This is a genomic window from Streptomyces albidicamelliae (assembly GCF_025642175.1).
Lineage (GTDB): Bacteria > Actinomycetota > Actinomycetes > Streptomycetales > Streptomycetaceae > Streptomyces > Streptomyces albidocamelliae.
The window spans coordinates 3,366,415-3,382,098 of sequence record NZ_CP106795.1 but is presented as its reverse complement, the minus strand read 5'-3'; the positions used below and the strand labels follow the sequence as shown (position 1 = coordinate 3,382,098).

Annotated in this window: 16 protein-coding genes and 2 tRNA genes; 8 read left to right on the top strand and 10 right to left on the bottom strand. The window is 72.2% G+C overall.

The genetic code is table 11. From position 1 onward, the window contains the following. Window positions 1-76: 76 nt before the first annotated feature. Window positions 77-799, bottom strand: coding sequence for a FadR/GntR family transcriptional regulator (locus N8I86_RS15575; RefSeq protein ID WP_073900401.1), 723 nt, complete (start codon window positions 797-799; stop codon window positions 77-79). Window positions 800-903: 104 nt separating this feature from the next. After that, a tRNA-Lys gene (locus tag N8I86_RS15570) sits at window positions 904-977 on the bottom strand. Window positions 978-1,162: 185 nt separating this feature from the next. Here N8I86_RS15570 and N8I86_RS15565 point away from each other — a divergent pair. The 5 genes from N8I86_RS15565 (at window position 1,163) to N8I86_RS15545 (ending at window position 6,677) form a co-directional block, all read left to right on the top strand. Further along, a complete protein-coding gene (locus N8I86_RS15565) occupies window positions 1,163-2,461 on the top strand; it encodes a peptidoglycan-binding protein (protein WP_123437714.1) in 1,299 nt (432 codons plus the stop codon). Between the two features lie 80 nt (window positions 2,462-2,541). After that, a complete protein-coding gene (locus tag N8I86_RS15560; RefSeq protein ID WP_073900405.1) occupies window positions 2,542-3,675 on the top strand; it encodes an SPFH domain-containing protein in 1,134 nt (377 codons plus the stop codon). A 114-nt stretch (window positions 3,676-3,789) separates the two neighbouring features. Further along, window positions 3,790-4,395, top strand: a complete 606-nt coding sequence (locus tag N8I86_RS15555; protein ID WP_073900408.1) for a lytic polysaccharide monooxygenase auxiliary activity family 9 protein — start codon at window positions 3,790-3,792, stop codon at window positions 4,393-4,395. A 118-nt stretch (window positions 4,396-4,513) separates the two neighbouring features. Then, window positions 4,514-4,981 (top strand): DUF3592 domain-containing protein, encoded by a 468-nt coding sequence (locus N8I86_RS15550; protein ID WP_263278034.1) that lies wholly within the window; start codon window positions 4,514-4,516, stop codon window positions 4,979-4,981. 40 nt (window positions 4,982-5,021) lie between these two features. Beyond that, window positions 5,022-6,677: an AMP-binding protein gene (locus N8I86_RS15545; protein ID WP_263278033.1), complete on the top strand. Its 1,656-nt coding sequence runs from the start codon at window positions 5,022-5,024 to the stop codon at window positions 6,675-6,677. On the opposite strand, the gene N8I86_RS15540 is transcribed toward N8I86_RS15545, so the two are convergent. The 6 genes from N8I86_RS15540 to ehuB all read right to left on the bottom strand — a co-directional run bounded on the left by N8I86_RS15540 (window position 6,643) and on the right by ehuB (window position 10,951). Beyond that, window positions 6,643-6,716 (bottom strand) — tRNA-Lys (locus N8I86_RS15540). The genes N8I86_RS15545 and N8I86_RS15540 overlap by 35 nt on opposite strands. Window positions 6,717-6,812: 96 nt before the next feature. Further along, window positions 6,813-7,565 carry an IclR family transcriptional regulator gene (locus tag N8I86_RS15535; RefSeq protein ID WP_073900414.1) on the bottom strand — a complete coding sequence of 251 codons (753 nt, stop codon included), beginning with the start codon at window positions 7,563-7,565 and terminating at the stop codon, window positions 6,813-6,815. 309 nt (window positions 7,566-7,874) lie between these two features. After that, window positions 7,875-8,654 (bottom strand): ectoine/hydroxyectoine ABC transporter ATP-binding protein EhuA, encoded by a 780-nt coding sequence (ehuA, locus tag N8I86_RS15530; protein WP_107423843.1) that lies wholly within the window; start codon window positions 8,652-8,654, stop codon window positions 7,875-7,877. 7 nt (window positions 8,655-8,661) lie between these two features. Next, window positions 8,662-9,312, bottom strand: a complete 651-nt coding sequence (ehuD, locus tag N8I86_RS15525; protein WP_073900418.1) for an ectoine/hydroxyectoine ABC transporter permease subunit EhuD — start codon at window positions 9,310-9,312, stop codon at window positions 8,662-8,664. Further along, the gene (gene ehuC, locus N8I86_RS15520; RefSeq protein ID WP_073900419.1) at window positions 9,309-10,028 is read right to left on the bottom strand and encodes an ectoine/hydroxyectoine ABC transporter permease subunit EhuC; all 720 of its coding nucleotides are present in this window, start codon (window positions 10,026-10,028) and stop codon (window positions 9,309-9,311) included. The genes ehuD and ehuC overlap by 4 nt, the downstream gene beginning before the upstream one ends. Then, window positions 10,025-10,951, bottom strand: a complete 927-nt coding sequence (gene ehuB / locus N8I86_RS15515) for an ectoine/hydroxyectoine ABC transporter substrate-binding protein EhuB (protein ID WP_073900420.1) — start codon at window positions 10,949-10,951, stop codon at window positions 10,025-10,027. Before ehuB ends, ehuC begins: the two co-directional genes overlap by 4 nt. A 47-nt stretch (window positions 10,952-10,998) precedes the next feature. Between ehuB and N8I86_RS15510 the strand changes: the two genes are divergently transcribed. Then, entirely contained in the window at window positions 10,999-11,493 is a 495-nt protein-coding gene (locus N8I86_RS15510) for a DUF3830 family protein (RefSeq protein WP_263278032.1), read from the top strand. Here the strand turns inward: N8I86_RS15510 and N8I86_RS15505 are convergent. Both N8I86_RS15505 and N8I86_RS15500 read right to left on the bottom strand, forming a co-directional pair. Continuing rightward, a complete protein-coding gene (locus tag N8I86_RS15505) occupies window positions 11,474-12,880 on the bottom strand; it encodes an amidase (protein WP_263278031.1) in 1,407 nt (468 codons plus the stop codon). The two genes, N8I86_RS15510 and N8I86_RS15505, sit on opposite strands and share 20 nt — an antisense overlap. Before the next feature lie 17 nt (window positions 12,881-12,897). Next, the gene (locus tag N8I86_RS15500) at window positions 12,898-13,851 is read right to left on the bottom strand and encodes a D-2-hydroxyacid dehydrogenase (protein WP_073900423.1); all 954 of its coding nucleotides are present in this window, start codon (window positions 13,849-13,851) and stop codon (window positions 12,898-12,900) included. 123 nt (window positions 13,852-13,974) lie between these two features. On the opposite strand from N8I86_RS15500, the gene N8I86_RS15495 reads away from it, so the two are divergent. Together N8I86_RS15495 and N8I86_RS15490 are read left to right on the top strand one after the other, a co-directional pair. Next, on the top strand, window positions 13,975-14,760 hold the full coding sequence (locus N8I86_RS15495) for a maleate cis-trans isomerase family protein (protein ID WP_263278030.1): 786 nt from the start codon (window positions 13,975-13,977) through the stop codon (window positions 14,758-14,760). Beyond that, complete coding sequence (locus N8I86_RS15490; protein WP_263278029.1) at window positions 14,757-15,488, top strand: maleate cis-trans isomerase family protein; 732 nt, start codon at window positions 14,757-14,759, stop codon at window positions 15,486-15,488. The genes N8I86_RS15495 and N8I86_RS15490 overlap by 4 nt, the downstream gene beginning before the upstream one ends. Window positions 15,489-15,684 lie beyond the last annotated feature (196 nt).

The following is a 15,684-nucleotide window of genomic DNA, read 5'->3' as shown; positions in this document are numbered from 1 at the left end:
GATCGGAGCGGGCTCGGGCCACCAGGGTTCTACGGTGGTCAGCAGATCGCAAGACGCGAAACGCCGTGTTTACCCCTCAAACCCGTTCATTGCGGCGTGCATGGGGCTCGGGTGGCTCGGATGCGCCGGTGGTGGACAGACGGGTGCGGATGTTGCCGAAGTGGTCCCTTATGGCCTCCTCCGCCCGCAGCGAATCACCGGACCGGACCGCGTCCAGGATCTCCCGGTGCTGGCGGCAGGTGACGCGCGGATCCTGCGGCACGTCCACCAGGTCCCGCTGCACCCGGTGGAAGGCGTCCCAGAACGCCTCCAGCACCTCGCTCAGCAGTACGTTGTCCAGCCCCCGGTAGAGGGTGGCGTGAAAGGCGCGGTCGGTCTCGGCGAGGCCGGTCCCTTCCGCGGCCTCTTGTTCCATACGGTCCACGAGCGCGTTCAGTTCAACGAGGTCCGCCTCCGGCAGCCGTCCGGCCAGCCGGGACACCAGTCCGGTCTCCACGGCCTCGCGCAGCTCCAGCAGCTGGAGCAGGGAGTCCTCGCCCCGGTAGTGCCCGGCGACGGTGCGGAAGGCGAGGCCCTCGATCATCGGTGCGAAGGACATCGAGCCCACGTAGGTGCCGAAGCCGTGCCGGATCTCCACGATCCCCATGGCCTGGAGCGCCTTCAGGGCCTCGCGCACCGAGTTCCGGCTGGCCCCGAGGTACTCCATCAGCTCGGGCTCGGTCGGCAGCGGGGCGCCCGAGGGCAGCCGCCGGTCGACGATCAGCTTCTTGATCCGCTCCTGAAGGTCCCGGGCTGCCATGGCCAGAGGGTATCCGGCCAATCGGGGGGAGGGCCCTCTTCCGGTCGCGGTGGATCCCGGGCATGCGAAAGGCCCCCCGCTGCTGCGAGGGGCCTTTCGGTCGGTGCGCCGCCAGGGACTCGAACCCCGGACCCGCTGATTAAGAGTCAGCTGCTCTAACCAACTGAGCTAGCGGCGCCTGCTGACGAGAAAACTCTACATGACCTCCACGGGTGCTCCTGACCACCCCGCGGTGACCCGGAGGGCGTCCCGGGGGACGCGTACATCATTCGGACCGTCAACATGCGCGCCCCGATGACAGTTGTGAAACTGATCAACGTGCACACTCGCGGACAAATCCACCCCGAATGTGAGGCAGATCGCATGACCGTTCCGGTGTTCGAGGAAGTCGACCCCGCGAGCGACTGCGACTGCCCCGGCTGTGTCCACTGGCGGCAGCTGAGTCCCCGCCTGTCCCCCGGCCGCCTCGGCGGCCACCCGGCGGCCCGCGGGGTCGTCGTCCTGGCCGCCGCGTCCGCCGTCCTCGGCGCGGTCCACCCGGCCGCGGCCCTCGCCCCCGGCCACTCCCCGCACCGCGAAGCCGTCCCCGGCGACGGCGAGCCCGCCACCCCGCAGGGCGCCAAGGCGCCGCTGCACGGCCCGGCGGGCAAGCCCGTCGACCCCACCACGGCCCCCCTGCCCACCACCACCCGGACCGAGATCATCAACCGGGCCAAGATCTGGGTGGCGGCGCAGGTGCCGTACAGCATGACCTCCTACTGGTCCGACGGGTACCGGCAGGACTGCTCGGGTTACGTCTCCATGGCCTGGGGACTGCCGAACAACGAGTGGACGGGCAGCCTCGGCTCGTTCGGGGTGAAGATCAAGAAGGAGGAGCTGCAGCCCGGCGACATGCTCCTCTACCACAACCCGGACAACCCCGAGAGCGGCTCCCACGTGGTGCTCTTCGGCGGCTGGACCGACCACACGCACACCTACTACACGGTCTACGAGCAGACGCCCCCGCACGCCCGCCGGCAGACCACCCCGTACCCCTACTGGAGCCACACCGACAAATACGTCCCCTACCGCTACAAGGGCGTCACCGCCGGCACCGCGGGCTCGGAACCGGCCGGCGGCAAGACGGTGACGGCCTACCCGGGGGCCGCCTACTTCGGTCCCGGCGCCGACAACAAGTACGTCACCCGGCTCGGCGAGATGCTCATCGCCCGGGGCGCCGGCTCCTACTACGCCCAGGGCGCGGGGCCGGTGTGGGGCGAGACGGACCGCCGGGCGACCCAGGCGTTCCAGCAGGCCCAGGGCTGGACGGGCGCGGACGCCGACGGGCTGCCCGGCCCGCGCACCTGGGACCTGCTCGTCACCGGCAAGGGCAAGGACATCGCGCCGGGCACGGCCGGTCCGGGGCGGCCCGGCTCGCACGGGGTCCCCGGCTATCCCGGCCGCAACTTCTTCCGGCCGGGGGCGAACAACGACTACGTCACCCGGCTGGGCGTCCAGCTGGTGAAGAAGGGGTTCGGCAGGTTCTACGCCCTCGGTCCGGGTCCGCACTGGGGCGAGGCGGACCGGCGCGCCGTGGAGGCCTTCCAGCGCGCCCAGGGCTGGCGGGGCGGCGCGGCGGACGGCTACCCGGGCCCGGAGACCTGGCGCCGGCTGTTCGCCTAGCCGGCGCAGGCCGCCGGGCGGTCCTCGTCCATCCCCTACTCCTGTTCATGACGCATCTGGCGCGGAGGCTGGAGGCACGCATGAGTACGACCACGTCACACACCCCACCCGAGTCCGAGGGACAGCCGGAGAAGGCCGCGGGCGCGGGCACCCGCCCGGTCCGGCTGATCCACAACGAGGCGACCACCGAGATCCCCGTCCACCTGCTGTTCCGGGACGATCCCGACCCGGTGAAGGTGCCCCTCAAGCCGGCCGTGGTGGGCCGCCGGCAGGGCACCGGCGAGCAGCCGCGGCTCCGGCGGCCGGTCGCGGTGCGCAGACGGCCCGTGGTGGAGGCCGATCCGGAGCTGGTGGAGCGCCCGGCGCGGGTCCTGCCGGGGACGGCCGGCGTCCTCGCCGGGACCTGCGGGCTCACCGGATGCCTCGCCACCTCCTGGTGGGCGGGGCTGCTGCCGTCCTCGGTGGCGGAGGCGCTGCGGCTGCCCGTGCAGGCCGGGACGGGTCTGGGGCCGGCACAGTGGGCGGCGTACGCCGGGGCCGGCGCGCTCGGGCTGCTCGGCTTCGGCGGGCTGGCCCGGGGGAAGACCGGCCGGGCCTGGGTGCTCGGCCTGTTCGGCCGTTACCGCGGCACCGTCCGGCGCACCGGGCTGCTGTGGGTGAACCCGCTGGTGCTGCGCCGCCGGGTGGACGTGCGGCTGCGGCACTGGCGCAGCGAGGCGATGCCCGCGACGGACCCCGACGGCCTGGCGCTGCGGGTGGTCGTGCTGGTGGTGTGGCGGGTGCGGGACACCGCGCGGGCCGTGCTCGGCATCGAGGACCACGAGACGTATCTGCGCGAGTGCGTGGAGGCGGCCCTCGCCCGGGTGCCGGTGGAACCGGCGGGCGGCAACCGGGGCGGGGTGACGGCGGCCGGGGACGCGCTGACGCGGCTGGTGGCGACGGAGACCGCCGGGGTCGGCATGGAGGTGTTCGCGGTGCAGCCGGTGCGGGTGGAGTACGCGCCCGAGGTCGCCCCCGTGATGCACCGGCGCCGGATCGCCGCGCTGGACGCCCGCCAGCGGGCCAGCATGCTCACCTCGGTCGTCGACTCGGTGGAGGACACGGTGACCCGGCTGACCATGCGCGGGCTGGTCGAACTGGACGACTACGAGCGCAAGGTGCTGGTCCGCGACCTGACGGTGGCCTTCTGCTCGGGACGCTCGGAGCCGGTGTAGTCCGCTCCGCGATTGGTATGGACATGTTCAACTACCGGTAATAGCCTGAGGCTTGGTCTAGACCTACCCTCTGCACAGCTCACTGAACTCCCCACGTTCTCCAGGAGCGGCAGCATGCGCACCAAGACCAAGTTGTCCGCAGTCGTGCTGGGTGCGGTGACCGCCGGAGCCTTCGCGCTCTCCACCGGCGGTGCCAGCGGGCACGGCTACACCGACCTCCCCATCAGCAGGCAGAAGCTCTGCCAGAACGGCACCGTGACGAACTGCGGCTCCATCCAGTGGGAGCCGCAGAGCGTCGAGGGCCCCAAGGGCTTCCCGGCTGCCGGTCCCGCCGACGGCCAGCTCTGCAACGGCGGACTCAGTCAGTTCGCCCAGCTCAGCGCACCGAAAACGCCGAACGGCGCGGCCTGGCCCACCACCCGGGTGACAGGAGGCCAGTCGTACACCTTCCGGTGGCAGTTCACCGCCATGCACGCGACGACGGACTTCAAGTACTACGTCACCAAGCCCGGCTGGAACCAGAACCACAACCTCGCCCGCTCGGACCTCAACCTCACCCCGTTCCTGACGGTGCCGTACAACGGGCAGCGCCCGCCGGCCACGCTCAGCCACAGCGGCACCCTGCCGGGCGGGCTGAGCGGACACCACGTCATCCTCGCGGTGTGGACGATCGCCGACACGGGCAACGCGTTCTACGCCTGTTCGGACGTCACCTTCTGACCGACGGACCGTCACAGCACGGAAACTGAGGTTCCCTTGAGGACCGTGGCCCGCCCCGCCGGATAGGTTCCCGCCACGCCGGTCATCCGGAGCGGCGCACCGACCTCGGGGGACCCTCATGTTCGAACTGTTCTTCTACCTCGTGCCCACCCTCATGATCGCGGGTGCCGGATGGGGCGCGTACCTGCTGATCCGCCGCGCCCGGCGGATCCGCAGGACGTGGGAGCACGGGCTGACGGCCGAGGCGCGCTGCCTGCGCATGTACACCACGACCAGCGGGGGCGGCGGGGACACGTCCGTGAGCACGACCCTGCACCACGTCTACGAGTACACCACCCGGGACAGCCGCGCGGTCCGGTTCGAGGAGCGGGGCGGTCCCGCGACCGTCCTGGAGGGCGACGTCGTCACCGTGCACTACCTCCCGGAGCGGCCCGATCTGGCCACCGCGCTCCCGCCGTCCCGCGGCAGGCTCGCCGCCGAGTCCGGCTGCCTGCTGACCTTCCTCGGCGTGATCATCGTCTTCTGCCTGGGCTTCATGGCCGTGGCGCACACGATGTTCGAGGAGGCCGGCAGCCTGATGCCGTGACCCTCCACTTCTGACGCTGCGTCAGCTACCGTGCGCGGCCATGGAGTCCACGACGGGTACGGTCGCCGAGCTGGTGGCGGCGCGGTGGGGGGACCACCGGCCGGGGCTGTGGTGCGAGGACCGGGCGCTGACGCACCACGAGACGGCCGCGGGGGCGGCCGCCCGGGCCGCACTGCTGGCCGACCTGCTGCCCTCCGGCGCCGCACCGCATCTCGGCGTGCTGCTCGACAACCGTGAGGAGTTCCCGCTGTGGCTCGCCGCCGCGGCCCTCGCCGGGGCGGCCGTCGCCGGGATCAATCCCACCCGCCGGGGTCCCGAACTCGCCCGGGACATCCTCCACACCGAGTGCCCGGTCCTGGTCACCGAGCGGGCCCGGCTGCCGCTGCTGGCGGACCTGGAGCTGCCGGGCGTACGGATCCTCGTGACGGACGACGAGGAGTACGCCACCCTCCTCGCCGCCTACGCCGGAGCCGTGCCGGACCCGTCCCGGGCCGCACCCGCCGACCGGCTGCTGCTGTACTTCACCTCCGGTTCGACCGGCGCCCCCAAGGCCGCGATCTGCTCCCAGGGACGGCTCGCGGCCGCGGGGCAGGCCCTGGTCCGGCAGTTCGGGGTCCGCGCCGACGACGTGCACTACGTCTGCATGCCGATGTTCCACGGCAACGCGGTGATCGCCGACTGGGCGCCCGCGCTGGCCGCCGGCGCCGGGGTGGCGCTGCGCCCCCGGTTCTCGGCCTCCCGGTTCCTGGCCGACGTGCGCCGCCACCGCGCCACCTACTTCACCTACGTCGGCCGGGCGATCCAGTACCTCCTGGCCACCGAGCCCCGGCCCGACGACCGGGACAACCCGCTGCGGCTCGGCTTCGGCACCGAGGCAGGGGCGGTGGACGCGGCGGCCTTCGAGCGGAGGTTCGGCGTACGGCTGGTGGAGGGCTACGGCTCCTCCGAGGGCGGGGCGGCGATCCAGTGGGCCCCGGGCACCCCGGCCGGTGCCGTGGGGCCGGCCGGACCGGGCCTCGTGGTGCTCGACCGGGCCACGGGCGAGGAGTGCCCGCCGGCCGTCTTCGACTCCGCCGGGCTGCTGCTCAACGGGGACGAGGCGATGGGCGAACTGGTCAACCGGGCGCCGAACCCCTTCGAGGGCTACTGGCGCAACCCGGCCGCCGAGGCCGAGCGCCGCCGGGGCGGGGCGTACTGGACCGGTGACCTCTTCTACCGGGACGCCGAGGGCTACCTCTACTTCGCCGGCCGCACCGACGACCGGATCAGGGTCGACGGGGAGAACCTCGCCGCCGCCGCGATCGAGAACATCGTCGCCCGCTACGAGGGCGCCGAGGCCGTCGCCGTGTACGGGGTGCCGGACCCGGTGACCGGCGACCAGGTGATGGCGACCGTCGCCGGGACCTTCGACCCGGCGGGTTTCGCGGAGTTCCTGCGGGCCCAGCCGGACCTCGGGACGAAGATGGCGCCCCGGTTCGTGCGGGTGGTGGAGCGGATGCCGGTGACGGCGACGAACAAGATCCAGCGGGCGCGCCTGCGCGGGGAGGGCTTCCGGTGCGCCGACCCGGTGTGGTGGCGGCCGCCGGGGGAGGAGTCGTACCGGCCGCTGACCGCGGAGGACGCCGAAGGGCCCCTCGCTTCCGCGAAGGGCCCTTCATCTGTGCGCCGCCAGGGACTCGAACCCCGGACCCGCTGATTAAGAGTCAGCTGCTCTAACCAACTGAGCTAGCGGCGCATGACTCCCGCCTTCCGCGGATCTCTGCTCCCGCGGCCGGCGACGAAGAAAATACTACCTGGTCCGACGGGGTGCTCCTGACCACCCCGGAGCGGACTAGATCGTCAGGGACAGCAGCACCGGCGCCGCGCTGCGGTTGAGCGCGTCCGCGGCCTCCTTCAGGCGGTGCGCGTGCTCCACCGGGAGGGAGAGCGCGAGGCAGCCCACCGCGGCGCCCGCCGTGATCGGGACGGCCGCGCAGACCGTGCCGACGGCGTACTCCTGGAGGTCGAGGACCGGCACCGTCGGCGGCTGGGACTCCAGCCGGGACAGCAGCAGCTTGTCGCTGGTGATGGTCCGCGAGGTCAGGCGGGCCATCTTGTGCCGGGAGAGGTGGTCGCGGCGGGCGTTGTGGTCCAGCTGGGTCAGCAGGCTCTTGCCGACCGCGGTGGCGTGGGCGGAGTAGCGGAAGTCGACCCACTCGTTGACCGCCGGGGTGGCCGGCCCGGCCGCGTACTGGGTGACCTTCACCTCGCCGTCGACGTAGCGGCTGAGGTAGACGGCCGCGCCGACCGAGTCCCGCAGCTCGTCCAGGGTGCGCTGGAGCTTGTCGCGCAGGGCACGCTCGCGGTCGTGCGCCGAGGTGAGGCGGCGCAGGGTGTCGCCGGTCACGTACGCGCCGTCGGTGATCTGCTCCACGTAGCCCTCGCGGCGCAGCATGCGCAGCAGGGCGGTGAGCCGCTCGGCGCCCAGGCCGGTGCCGTGGGCCAGCTCGGTCTCGGTGACGCCGGCGGAGTGGCCCGCCACGATCTCCAGCACACGCAGGGCGTCCTGGGCGGAGTGGTACGGGGCGGTCGGCTCGATCCTCATGACGGTCCCCCTCGCCTCGAAGTCCTGGGGTCGAGCAGGTGCGGCCGGGAGGCCGGGGGCCGGCCCCCGGCCAGGCACGGTGGCGCCACGACGGGTCCCCCCCTGCGCTCGCGCTCCGGGCCTGAAGCCACGGATCCGGTCGGCGGATCGTCTCCACGATAGCCGCCAAAGGCCCGGCGAGGAGAGGGGGTTGGCGAGATTGTGTCCCGCGCGCCCTCCCGCTCAACTGCGCCGCAGGCCCTCTGGCATATGCCAAAGTCATGACCCAGCGACCGGACCTCGGGGGTTTTCGCTCCTCACACCTCGTAGTCAGAGGACAGCGCTGAGGAATTCCCGGGTGCGCTCCTGCTCCGGATCACCGAAGATCTGCTCCGGCGGACCCGCCTCGATCACCCGACCCGAGTCGAACATCAGGACCTGGTCGGAGATGTCGCGGGCGAAACCCATCTCGTGGGTCACGCACAGCATGGTGATGTCGGTGCTGCGGGCGATGTCCCTGAGCAGATCGAGGACCCCCGCGACCAGCTCCGGGTCCAGCGCCGAGGTCACCTCGTCCAGCAGCAGCACCCGGGGCCGCATCGCCAGCGCCCGGGCGATCGCCACCCGCTGCTGCTGGCCGCCGGAGAGCCGGGTGGGCCGGGCGTCGCACTTGTCGGCGAGCCCCACCAGGTCCAGCAGCTCCCGGGCCCGCGCCTCGGCCTCGTCCTTGGACATGCCGAGCACCCGGACCGGCGCCTCGGTGATGTTCCGCAGCACGGACATGTTCGGGAACAGGTTGAACTGCTGGAACACCATCCCGATCTTCTTGCGCACCTCCCGGATCTGCTTCTCCGGCGCGGGGAACAGACGCTCCCCGTCGACGGTGATCGTGCCCTCGTCCGGCTTCGTGAGGGTCATCAGCAGCCGGAGGATCGTCGTCTTGCCGGAACCGGACGGACCGATCAGGGTCACGTGCTTGCCGGGATCGACGGAGAAGTTCAGGTCGTCGAGGACGGTGTTGGTCCCGAAGCGCTTGGTGACGCCCTCCAGCCGGACCAGCTCACCGCCGGCGAGGGCCGTGCCGGCGCTCGCGTCGGATTCTTTCGTCAAAGGCGTGTCAGCGGACAAGGCGTCGCTCCAGGGCTCGCATCAGAAGGGAGGCCAGATAGGAGATGAGGATGAAGGCCACCCCGATCACGGTCAGGGGCTCGGTGAACTGGAAGTGCTCCTGGGAGAAGAGCCGGGCGTGCCCGAGCATCTCCAGCACGGTGATCACCATCAGCAGGGGCGTGTCCTTCAGCATGGAGATCACGTAGTTGCCCAGCGCGGGCACCACCCTGCGGATCGCCTGCGGCAGGATCACCGCGGTCCAGGTCCGCGCCCGCGGCAGGTTCAGCGCCGTGGCCGCCTCCCACTGGCCGGCCGGCACCGCCTCGATGCCGGCCCGGTAGACCTGCATCGTGTACGTCGAGTAGTGCAGGCCGATCGCGAACACCCCGGTGGCCAGCGCCGAGAAGGTCAGGCCCCACTCGGGCAGCACGTAGAACAGGAAGAACAGCTGGACCAGCAGCGGGGTGTTGCGCACGAACTCGGTGACCACCCCGACCGGCCAGCGCACCCACCGCGTCGGCGTCCGCATCAGCAGCGCCCACACCAGACCGAGGGAGAAGGACAGCAGTGACCCCAGGGCCAGGGCCTGAAGAGTGACCAGCAGTCCCTTCCAGAAGTCCGGCATGAAGTCGCTCACGGCGTTCCAGTCCCACTTCATGCGACCCGACCCCCCACTCCGGTCGTCTGCGCCCGCTTCAGCTCACGGGCGGCCGAGAACGTCCCGGCGTCCTTGCCGACCCCGGCCTTCAGCCGCTTCTCCAGGGAGCGCATCAGCCGGGTCAGCACGAAGGCGATCGCGAAGTAGATGAGCAGCACGTACGTGTAGATCTCCGCGCTCTGCTGCAGCGCGAGCCGCACCAGGTTGGCGCTGAAGGTCAGATCGCCCATGCCCATGACCGACACCAGCGCGGTGCCCTTGAGCAGTTCGACGAGCAGGTTGCAGAAGGAGGGGATCATCTCCGGCACCGCCTGCGGCAGCACGACCAGCCGCATCCGCTGCCAGGGCGTGAAGCTGAGGGCGATCCCGCCCTCCCGCTGCGCCGGTTCGACCGCGTTCAGGGCGCCGCGCACGATCTCCGAGCCGTACGCGCCGTACGTCAGCCCGAGCGCCAGCGTGGCCGCCCACATCGGCACCAGCTGCCAGCCGAAGGCGACGGGCAGCACGAAGAAGATGAAGAAGATCATCACCAGCGCCGAGGTGCCGCGGAACACCTCGGTGTAGAAACCGGCGACGAAGCGCACGATCCACAGCCGGTGGGTGCGCGCCATGCCGACGGCGAACGACACCGCCGCGGACAGCAGCGCGCTGAACACGAGCAACTGGACGGTCGTCCATATGCCCCTCAGTACGAGTTCCCAGAGCCCCGAGGTCATCCGCCGCACAGCTCCTTCGCGGTCAGGTCCGTCATCTCGGCCTCGGTGAACCCGAACGGCCGCAGGATGCGGAGCAGTTCCCCGCTCTTCTTCAGCTTGCGCAGCTCGGCGTTGAAGGCGTCCCGCAGCCCGGTCTCGGTCGGCCGGAACGCGAACGCCCCGCCGTCGACGTGCGGTTCGCCCTTCACCAGCGGTTCGAACGGCTTGGTGGCCTCCGCCTTGGCGGACTTCTTCACCACCTCGCGGGTGGTCAGCGCCGTCCCCGCGAAGACGTCGACGCGGCCCGCCTCGACCGCGTTCAGCCCGGCGACCTGGTCCGGGACGATGAGGATGTCGCTCTCTTCGTACCCGGCCTCCACCGCGTACTGGATCTCGGCGTAGCCGGTGCCGGTGGCGAACTTCGCCTTCTTCGCCACGACGTCCTTGTAGGAGTGCAACCCCTTCGGGTTCCCCTTGCGGACGATGAACGAATCCAGCATCTGGTAGTCCGGATCGGCGAAGATCACCTGCTCGCAGCGCTCGGGGTTCACGTACATCCCCGCGGCCACGACGTCGAACTGCTGCGAGTTGAGTCCGGGGATGAGCGAGCCGAACTCCGTCGGCACCGGCTGCACCCGGTCCACCCCGAGCCGCTTGAAGATCACCTTCGCCAGTTCGGGCGCCTCACCGGTGAGCTGCCCGTCCGTGTCGATGTAACCGAAGGGGATCTCACCGGCGATCCCGAGCCGGACGACACCCTGCGCGCGCAGCCGGTCGAGCAGGTCGCCGCCGTTCCTGCCGGACGCCACCGCCACCCGCGTGCAGCCCGCGGCACCCAGCGCGCCGAGCGCTCCGAGGGCGGAGAAGCCCGCGAGGACCGAGCGGCGGCTGCGTCTGTGTCCGGGGCCGGATGTGTGTACGTCGTTCCCAAGTGGTGGAGCCATGGCGGCGCGGCTACCCAAGGGCCTCCGGGCTATGCACCCTGGATCTCATGGCCGATCGATTCGTCACCGTCTCGCTCGACAAGCGGGACGTGCACTGCACCGCACGACTGTTGGACGACCGCGCGCCTCTGACCTGCGCGGCAGTGTGGGAGGCACTGCCGCTCTCCGGCGACGTCTACCACGCCAAGTACGCGCGCAACGAGATCTACGCCCTGTTCCCCCCCTTCGCCTCCACGGAACCCCCACTGGAGAACCCGACGGTCACCCCGATTCCCGGCGACCTCTGTTACTTCTCCTTCACCGGCGCCGAACTCGGCACCAAGGCCTACGGCTACGACCGCGAGGTCCGCCCCGGCACCACCGTCGTCGACCTCGCCCTGTTCTACGAGCGCAACAACCTGCTGCTCAACGGGGACGTCGGCTGGGTGCCGGGGATCGTCTGGGGCCAGGTGACCGACGGCCTCGACGCGATGGCCGAGGCCTGCAACGACCTGTGGCGGGCGGGAGCGGCGGGGGAGACGCTCAGCTTCCGGCGGGCCTGACGAGCCCGGACAGCGCCTGCCCCGCCTCGTACAGCGCGTGCGCCGCCCGCAGCACCAGATCGTCCCGGTGCCGGGCGGCCACGAGCTGCAGGCCCACCGGCAGCCCGTCCCCGTCCGTGCCGACCGGTACCGTGGCGGCGGGCTGCTGGGTCAGGTTGAAGAGGTAGGTGAAGGGCGTCCACCCCGTCCAGCGCCGCAGCCCCGAACCCCGCGGCACCTCAGCACCCGCCTCGAACGCCGTCACCGGCAGCGTCGGCGTGACCAGCAGGTCGTACGTCTCGTGGAAGCGTCCCATGCGCCGCCCCAGGCCCATCCGGACGTCGACGGCCGCCAGATAGTCCAGCGCGGAGTACCGGGACCCCTGCGCGCAGATCTCCCGCAGCCCCGGGTCGAGCAACTGCCGCAGCCGGGGCGGGAAGCGCTGGGTGAGCCGGGCGGCACCGCTGAACCACAGTGTGTGGAAGGCCTCCACCGGGTCGCTGAGATCGGGGTCGGTCTCCTCCACGTACGCACCGAGGTCCGCGAGCCGGGCGACCGCCCGCCGCACCGCCGCCGCGACCCCCGGCCGCACCGCCACCTGCCCGCCCAGGGTGGGCGAGTACGCCACCCGCAACCCGCGCACGCCCCCCTTCAGCGCCTCCGAGAAGGAGCCCGGTGCGGGCGGCAGCGCCGACCAGTCGCGCGGGTCCGGGGCGCCGATCACGTCGAGCAGCAGGGCCGCGTCGGCCGCGTCCCGGGTCATCGGCCCCGTGTGCGACAGCGTGCCGAAGGCGCTCGCCGGATACAGCGGCACCCGGCCGTACGTCGGCTTCAGCCCGAAGATCCCGCAGAAGGCGGCCGGGATGCGGATGCTGCCGCCGCCGTCCGTGCCCAGCGACAGCGGGCCCGCGCCGAGGGCGACGGCCGCCGCGCTGCCACCGCTGGAACCGCCCGCGGTGCGCGCCGGGTCGTGCGGGTTGCGGGTGATCCCGGTCAGCGGGGAGTCGGTGACGCCCTTCCAGCCGTACTCGGGGGTGGTCGTCTTGCCGAGGAACACCGCGCCGTGCTCGCGCAGCCTGGCCACCGGGGGCGCGTCCTCGTCCCACGCCCCCTGCTCGGAGATGGTCCGGGAGCCGCGCAGGGTCGGGTGGCCGCGCAGCAGCAGGATGTCCTTCACCGTCACCGGCACCCCGTCGAGCAGCCCGGCCGGCTCACCGCGCCGCCAGCGCTCCTCCGACTCCCGGGCCCGGGCGAGCGCGTCCTCCTCGGTGAGGCGTACGAACGCGTTCACCTCCGGCTGGATCCGGCGCGCCCGCTCCAGGGCCTCGGCGGTCGCCTCCACGGGGCTGAACTCGCCCTTGCGGTAACCGTCCAGGAGCCGGGTCGCGGTGAGGTCGGTGAGCTGCATGCACCCTCCATCGGGTCTCAGTGACCGGGCACGTAACCACGCTTCTTGTCGACCACGTTCACCAGAGATCTGCCCGCCGCCCAGCGCTCGTACAACTCCACGAACTGCAGGCCCAGTTCGTCGCGCCAGCCGACCGTGTCCCCGCTCATGTGCGGGGAGACGATCAGCTCCGGGAGCTCCCACAACGGGCTGTCGGCGGGCAGGGGTTCGGTGGCGAAGACGTCCAGCGCGGCGCCCGCGATCCAGCGCCGGGTCAGCGCCTCCGCGAGGGCGTCCTCGTCCACCAGCTGCCCGCGGCCGACGTTCACGAAGAACGCCGAGGGCTGCATCATGCCGAACCGGCGGGCGTCGAACATGCGGTACGTCCGCTCGGTCAGCGGTGCCGCGGCGATCACCCAGTCCGCGCGGGAGACCAGCCGGTCCAGGTCGTCCGGGCCGTGGATGCCGGTGCGCGGCAGCCGGCCGACCAGGGCCGTCGTCACGCCCAGGGCCTTGAGCGTGCGGGCGATCGCCCGGCCGATCGGGCCCGAGCCGACCACGCACGCGCGCGTGCCCGCCACCCGCCGGCTCTCCCGGTGCCGCCAGGTCCGCTCCCGCTGGTACCCCAGGGTGCGCGGGAGGTCCTTCGCGACCGCCAGCACCAGGGCCGCCACGTACTCGGCGATCGGCTGGTCGAAGATCCCGCGCGCGTTGGTGACCACCGTGTCGGACGCGGCCAGCTCCGGACACATCAGATGGTCCACGCCCGCGCTCGCGGTGTGCACCCAGCGCGGCCGTCGGCCGTCCCCGGGCCAGGCCTCGCGCACGGCGTGCGAGGTGAAGTCCCACACCAGCAGGGCGTCCGCCTCGGGCAGCCGCTCGGCCAGGTGCCCGGCGTCGGTGTGCACGATCCGGGCGCGGCCGGTGAGGCGGCCGAGCCGGGGCGGCGGGTCGGCGTCGAGAACGAGAAGCGTCGGCGGGCTCGGTGTCATGCGGGGCGGCTCCCGGCGTCTGACATGCGTGGATTGACCACGCTCGCACCCGAACCTACCGTCGTCAACACGGGCGTTATCGCGATCCGTTGCTCCCTCGTCTCCCAGAGTGAGGCCGGTGCCATGGACGTCTCCTTTCTCGGCGGCCCCCGCCCCCAGCGCGGCGTCGGCGTGGTGGCCCCCTTCGACTTCGCCCTCGACCGCGAGCTGTGGCGCTGGGTGCCCGACGAGGTGTCGCTGCACCTGACCCGGACCCCGTTCGTGCCCGTCGAGGTGAGCCTGGACCTGGCGCGGCTGGTCAGCGAGCACGAGACCCTCGGTGAGGCCGTCCGCGCGCTGACCGCCGTCGCCCCCGAGGTCGTGGCCTACGCCTGCACCTCCGGCAGTTTCGTCGGCGGGATCGCCGGGGAGCGGGCGATGTGCGAGGCGATGACCCGGGCCGGCGCGCTGCCCGCCGTGACCACCTCCGGGGCGCTGCTGGAGGCCCTGACGGAGCTGGGCGTGCGGCGGGTCGCCCTGGTCACGCCGTACACGGTCTCCGTGACCCGGGCGCTGCGGGAGTACGTCGCGGAGGCCGGTGTACGGATCACCGGGTGCGCCTACATGGGGCTGACCCGGCACATCTGGCAGGTGCCGTACCGGGACGTCGTCGGCATGGCACGGCAGGCGATTAGCCCGGGCGCGGCCGACGCGCTCTTCATCTCCTGCACCAACCTGCCGACCTACGACGTCATCCCGCAACTGGAGGCCGAACTGCGCATGCCGGTCCTCTCGGCCAACCAGGTCACGATGTGGGCTGCCCTGCGCCGGCTGGGTACCCGAGCCGTGGGGCCCTACCAGGCGCTGCTGGACGCGGCCGCGCGGGAGCGGCCCGTACTGCCCGAAGAGACGCAGGAAGGCTGGACATGACCGCACTCGGTTTCCTCTATCCGGGCCACTCCGCCGAGGACGACTATCCACGCATGGAGCAGCTCCTGGGGAGCGACATCCGGGTGGACCTGATCCACACGGACATCGGCGAGGACGCGCACCGGGTGGACGCCCTGCGCGAGATGGGCTCCGCGGAGCGGCTCGCGGCGGGCATGGAGGGGCTGCGGCTCGCCGGCGCCGAGACGGTGGTGTGGGCGTGCACCAGCGGCAGCTTCGTGCACGGCTGGGACGGCGCCCAGGACCAGGTGCGGAATCTGGCCCGGCTGGCCGGGATGCCGGCCTCCTCGACGTCGTTCGCCTTCGTGCACGCGGCCCGGGAGCTCGGGGTGCGGCGGGTCGCCGTGGGCGCGACCTACCCGGAGGACGTGGCGGCCCTGTTCGCGGACTTCCTGGCGGCCGGCGGCCTGGAGGTGACCGGCATGCGGTCGTCCGGGATCGTCACGGCGGCGGAGGTCGGCACATGGGAGGAGGAGGACGTGCTGACCCTGGCCCGCGCGGCGGACGTGGCCGACGCGGAGGCGGTCCTGCTCCCGGACACCGCGCTGCACACCGCCGCGCACCTGTCGCTGCTGGAGAAGGCCCTGTCCAAGCCGGTCCTCACCGCGAACCAGGTCAGTGTCTGGGAGGGCCTGCGCCTGGCCGACCGCCGGGTGAACGCCCCCACCCTCGGCACCCTCTTCACCCGGGAACCCCTGGTGCAGGCCTGACACCGGACCACCGCCGCGGCACACCCCCGGCCGACGGGACCGCCACCACGGTGGCGTCGGCCGGCCGGGGCCGTGGCGCCCCACGTCGGTCCGGGCAGGAAGGACGCCCCGGCGACCAGGGCGCGCGGCCGGAGGACACGGGCGGACGGAATAACCGGGGACACCCTCCTGTTAGCTCCCGGAAGGAAGCACGCTC